Raw genomic sequence first — 5,117 nt, forward strand, 5'->3', positions numbered from 1 at the left:
GAGCCGTGTGCTGGGAAACTCGCAAGCACGGTTTTGAATTGGAGTTGGGAAAGGTGACTTTCCCTTCGACCATAACATCATTAGATATCCCTAAAATCAAATAGAGCGACATTGTAAAATATCCCAACTATGACAGTAAATTCACCCGTAGACTTTCAAGAAGAATTTGAGATCATCGTAGTCGGTGGCGGACACTCAGGCTGCGAAGCGGCTTTAGCCTCAGCGCGTTTGGGTTGTCGCACGTTGCTGCTGACCCTAAATTTAGATAAAATTGGCTGGCAACCCTGTAACCCGGCTGTGGGGGCTCCGGCGAAGTCTCAACTCACCCACGAAGTCGATGCACTGGGGGGAGAAATTGGCAAAATGGCCGATCGCACCTACCTGCAAAAACGGCTACTTAACAACTCTCGCGGACCGGCTGTTTGGGCGTTACGGGCGCAAACGGATAAGCGCGAATATGCAGCAGTAATGCGACAAATAGTCGAAAACCAAGAAAATCTATCAATCCGGGAGGGAATGGTAACGGATTTAGTCTTAGGATTAAATGACGAAATCATAGGAGTAAAAACCTATTTTGGTGTAGCATTTGCCTGTAAAGCGCTCATCCTAACTACAGGGACTTTTTTAGGTGGAATTATTTGGGTGGGTAACAAATCCATGCCAGCGGGACGAGCCGGAGAATTCGCCGCCGTAGGACTTACAGACACCCTGAACCGCTTAGGGTTTGAAACGGGACGACTAAAAACCGGAACTCCCGCGCGAGTCGATAAGCGATCGGTTGATTATAGCAACTTAGAACCTCAGCCCGGAGATGAACGAGTGCGATGGTTCAGTTTTGACCCTGAAGTGTGGGTTGAAAGGGAACAAATGAACTGTTATTTAACCAGAACTACGGCGGAAACCCATCGATTAATTAGGGAAAATTTGCATTTATCCCCCGTTTATGGCGGTTGGGTGGATGCCAAAGGACCCCGTTATTGTCCGAGTATTGAAGATAAAATTGTGCGGTTTGCTGACAAGGAAAGTCACCAGATTTTTATTGAACCAGAAGGCCGTCATATTCCTGAACTTTATATTCAGGGATTTTCTACGGGTTTACCGGAAAAATTACAGTTAGAAATGTTACGGAGTCTTCCGGGTTTAGAAAACTGCGTGATGCTACGACCTGCTTATGCGGTGGAGTATGACTATTTACCGGCAACTCAGTGTTATCCTACGTTGATGACTAAGAAAATTGAGGGATTATTTTGTGCGGGTCAAATTAATGGTACAACTGGATATGAAGAAGCAGCCGCACAGGGAATTGTAGCGGGAATTAATGCGGTTAAATTGGTGCGCGGTGAAGATATGATTGTGTTTCCTCGGGAACAAAGTTATATCGGTACTTTAATTGATGATTTGTGTACGAAGGATCTGCGAGAACCCTATCGAATGTTAACCAGTCGGTCGGAGTATCGGTTATTATTGCGATCGGATAATGCCGATCGCCGCCTAACTCCCTTGGGTCGGGAAATTGGTTTAATTGACGATCGCCGTTGGGAATTATTCCAACAAAAACAGGCTAATATTATCGCGGAAAAGCAGCGGCTAGACCAGACCAGAGTTAAGGAACGCGACGAAATTGGTATAGCGATCGCCTCTGATACTCAACAAAAAATTAAAGGGTCAATTAGTCTGGCGGAATTGTTGCGTCGTCCCGGTTTCCACTATGGTAATTTAGAACATTATCACCTAGGTAATTCTCAGTTATCCTTAGAGGAAAAAGAAGGCGCAGAAATTGAGATTAAATATTCCGGCTATATGGAACGCCAGCAAAACCAAATTGATCAGATCAGCCGTCATGCTAACCGCCAACTCCCTCGAGACTTAGACTATCTTACCATTGAAACCCTATCTATGGAGTCACGGGAAAAATTAAACCGGATCAAACCTTTAACTATTGGTCAGGCTTCCCGTATTGGTGGGGTCAACCCCGCAGATATTAACGCCTTGTTAATTTATCTGGAAGTGCGCCACCGTCAACCGGCGATCGCCATTAAATAAGGGTTGATGATTAACTATCTATTCGCCGGGTTTCTATTGATTCAGAAATCCGGTTTTTATTTTCAATATAACCACATTGCCATCTACGAATCATAAAATTTTTCTTAAATTTGTACAATTTTATACAATTATCATTATACTACCCTCATACAATTATCACCAGATTGATAACAATGGCAACTCTAACAGTTTGGAAATACAATAGCGCTGATGGTGCTAAAAATGCTCTGGCTAAACTCGCTGAACTCCAGAAACAACGTTTAATTCAAATCGAAGATGCGGCTATAGTATTCTGGCCACAAGGTCGCAAGAAGCCCAAAACCACCCAAGCCGTTGACCTAGTGGGTTCTGGTGCATTTGGCGGCGCTTTTTGGGGTCTATTATTCGGCTTGATTTTCTTTGTTCCGGTATTAGGAATGGCGGTCGGTGCATTAGCCGGAGCATTGTCAGGATATTTCACTGACTACGGCATTGATGATGAATTTATCAAAGATGTCCGAAATCAAGTAACTGAAGGTACTTCCGCACTATTTTTACTAACCAGTAGTGTGACTTTAGATAAAGTAGAGGAAGCCTTCAAAGATGAAGAAAAAGGTGAGTTGATTAAATCCAACTTGACCAATGAACAGGAAGCTAAGTTACGGGAAGATTTCGGCGCAGACGAGTAATTTTTCCCTAATTTAGCTTGGTAAAATGTGGGGGATAAGCTGGAATTATTCCCCCAAATATACCCCCCAATAAGGCAATTAAATGATGTGGATTAAAGTTACAGATAAAGCTACCTACTTAATGAATTCAGATATACATATTGAGAAAGTAAGCGGCAATGTGAAAATCGAAAGAGATGGTAAAAAGATTACTATTCAAGGTGTGCCGCGTCAATGGTTCATTTCCCAATCTCTCAATGTTGTAGTTGATTTAGATGCGCCAGAAGCCGATGTGCCTGAAATGGAGCCTATGTAAAAAATGATCACTATCTGGGTTGGTTTCACGCTGGGATTAATAGCTTTTGGTTGGGCAATTCCGATCATGGTTCTGTTCGTTGAATGTTTGGCAGCCGGGTTTAATTTCCCAGGTTTTATATCAAATGACGACCTACCAGAACCGACAATTTCTGTATTAATTCCGGCTCATAATGAAGGGTTAGTTATTGGTCAAACTTTGGCTAATATTTTACCTCAACTGAAACCGGACGATGAAATAATTGTAATTGCGGATAACTGCACAGATGAAACTGTAGCGATCGCCACTGAAAACGGAGTGCAAGTTCTGGAAAGGCAAGATCCAGACAACCGAGGAAAAGGATATGCTCTCGATTATGGATTACGCCACCTAGCGCCAAACCCGCCAGAGGTGGTAGTTATGATTGATGCTGATTGTTTAGTGGAACCAGGAGCGATCGCCACTATTGCTCAACAAGCATTAATCACAGCCAAGCCAGTGCAAGCATTATATTTAATGGAAACACCCCCCAATCCATCTGTCAAGAACTCCATTTCTGCGTTGGCATTCTTAGTCAAAAATTGGGTGCGTCCCCAAGGATTAGCGAAACTAGGGGGACCTTGTTTATTAACCGGAACTGGGATGGCTTTTCCCTGGTCAATTATTCAAAGCATATCCTTAGCGAGTAGTAATATAGTCGAAGATATGCAGCTAGGTGTCGATTTAGCGATCGCTGGTTATTCCCCCCAATTTACAGCCAAAGCCAAAGTAATTGGATACCTTCCCCAAGACGAAACCGCCAGCACCAGTCAACGCACCCGTTGGGAACACGGTCATTTACAAACCCTGAAAACTCAAGTGCCGCGCCTGCTCAAAGCCTCCCTAAGCCAAAGACGTTTTGAACTGTTACAAATGGCATTAGATCTATGTGTTCCCCCCCTCTCCCTTCTGGTAATTTTGTGGGTCGGTGCATCCGCCATATCCTTAATCGCTAGTAGCCTAGGAGTCTCTGCTATTCCCACCATCATCATAGCCCTAGAGGGGCTGCTGCTAACTACTGCCATTGGTATGGCTTGGGCAAATTTTGGGCGATCGCTTATCCCCCTCAAAACCCTCTTAGGTATCCCCCTGTATATACTGTGGAAAATTCCCCTATATTTAACCTATTTCATTAAACCCCAAAAAGAATGGGTAAGGACTCAAAGAGAACCCCTGGATAAATCTTCGCTAAATTCCGATAAAATATAGATCCACTTTCTCAAATTGTGATATCATCAAAGTGTTCAAATACCTGCAAGGTTAGTCATGTTAGCCACTTCCCCAACTTACACTATCACTTGGGAAAAGTTGCCAGATGATTTTGTGTTACCCGATGACCCCGTGGATAATATATATCAACCAGCCCTAGCAGCAGCCGTTACCGAAAGTTTAAGGTTAGCCGGAAAACTGCCAGAAACATCGCTCACTCCGACCAACTACGGCATTTGTGCCACCATAAACGGTAAAATAAGCATAAAAGCGCCAGATTGGGCGTATATTCCGCAAATTACCGTCAATCGGGAAGAGGTAGTTCGTAGTTATACCCCCCGACTACAAGGGGATATTCCCGCACTGGTACTAGAATTTTTATCAGATCCAGGTGGGAGTGAATATTCAATAAAAGAAACCTATCCTCCTGGAAAGTTCTTTTTCTATCAACAGATTCTGCAAGTACCTAATTATGGCATTTTTGATACAGACACAGGCACATTAGAACTCTACCGTTTAGACGAGAACCAACGATATCACCTAGAGTCACCTAATGAACAGGGCAGATTTTGGATACCAGAAATGCAGCTTTTCTTAGGTGCAGAGCAAGGAACCCGCGAAAATCTCACTGGCTACTGGCTACGTTGGTGGGATCAACAGGGAAACCTACTCCTATGGGCGACTGAACTATTAGACCAGGAACGTCAACGATCTGAAAAATTAATCGCCCAATTGCGGGCGGCGGGTATTGAACCTGATACATAGCCTATAACCCCCATTCTACTGTTACTTAGGTGTTACTCAAAACCGTAGTAGAGTAACAAGTGAGTAAAAAATGAGTAGTGCTACTAAACTCCCTACAGTGGGGGGAAAGGGTAACTATG

5 protein-coding genes are annotated in these 5,117 nt (G+C 43.7%); all 5 read left to right on the forward strand.

Annotated features, from left to right (window positions below; genetic code table 11):
- Window positions 1–129 precede the first annotated feature (129 nt).
- A complete protein-coding gene (mnmG, locus tag ACTIE0_RS22560; protein ID WP_006669245.1) occupies window positions 130–2,043 on the forward strand; it encodes a tRNA uridine-5-carboxymethylaminomethyl(34) synthesis enzyme MnmG in 1,914 nt (637 codons plus the stop codon).
- 173 nt (window positions 2,044–2,216) lie between these two features.
- Window positions 2,217–2,711 carry a DUF1269 domain-containing protein gene (locus ACTIE0_RS22565; protein ID WP_006624156.1) on the forward strand — a complete coding sequence of 165 codons (495 nt, stop codon included), beginning with the start codon at window positions 2,217–2,219 and terminating at the stop codon, window positions 2,709–2,711.
- A gap of 82 nt (window positions 2,712–2,793) precedes the next feature.
- Entirely contained in the window at window positions 2,794–3,006 is a 213-nt protein-coding gene (locus ACTIE0_RS22570; protein ID WP_006624157.1) for a hypothetical protein, read from the forward strand.
- A 3-nt stretch (window positions 3,007–3,009) separates the two neighbouring features.
- Window positions 3,010–4,233, forward strand: coding sequence for a glycosyltransferase family 2 protein (locus ACTIE0_RS22575; RefSeq protein ID WP_006624158.1), 1,224 nt, complete (start codon window positions 3,010–3,012; stop codon window positions 4,231–4,233).
- Between the two features lie 57 nt (window positions 4,234–4,290).
- Window positions 4,291–4,998 (forward strand): Uma2 family endonuclease, encoded by a 708-nt coding sequence (locus ACTIE0_RS22580; RefSeq protein WP_006624159.1) that lies wholly within the window; start codon window positions 4,291–4,293, stop codon window positions 4,996–4,998.
- The last annotated feature ends 119 nt before the right edge of the window (window positions 4,999–5,117 follow it).

The sequence above is a fragment of the Limnospira sp. genome (assembly GCF_051859755.1).
In the GTDB taxonomy this organism is placed as follows: domain Bacteria; phylum Cyanobacteriota; class Cyanobacteriia; order Cyanobacteriales; family Microcoleaceae; genus Limnospira; species Limnospira fusiformis.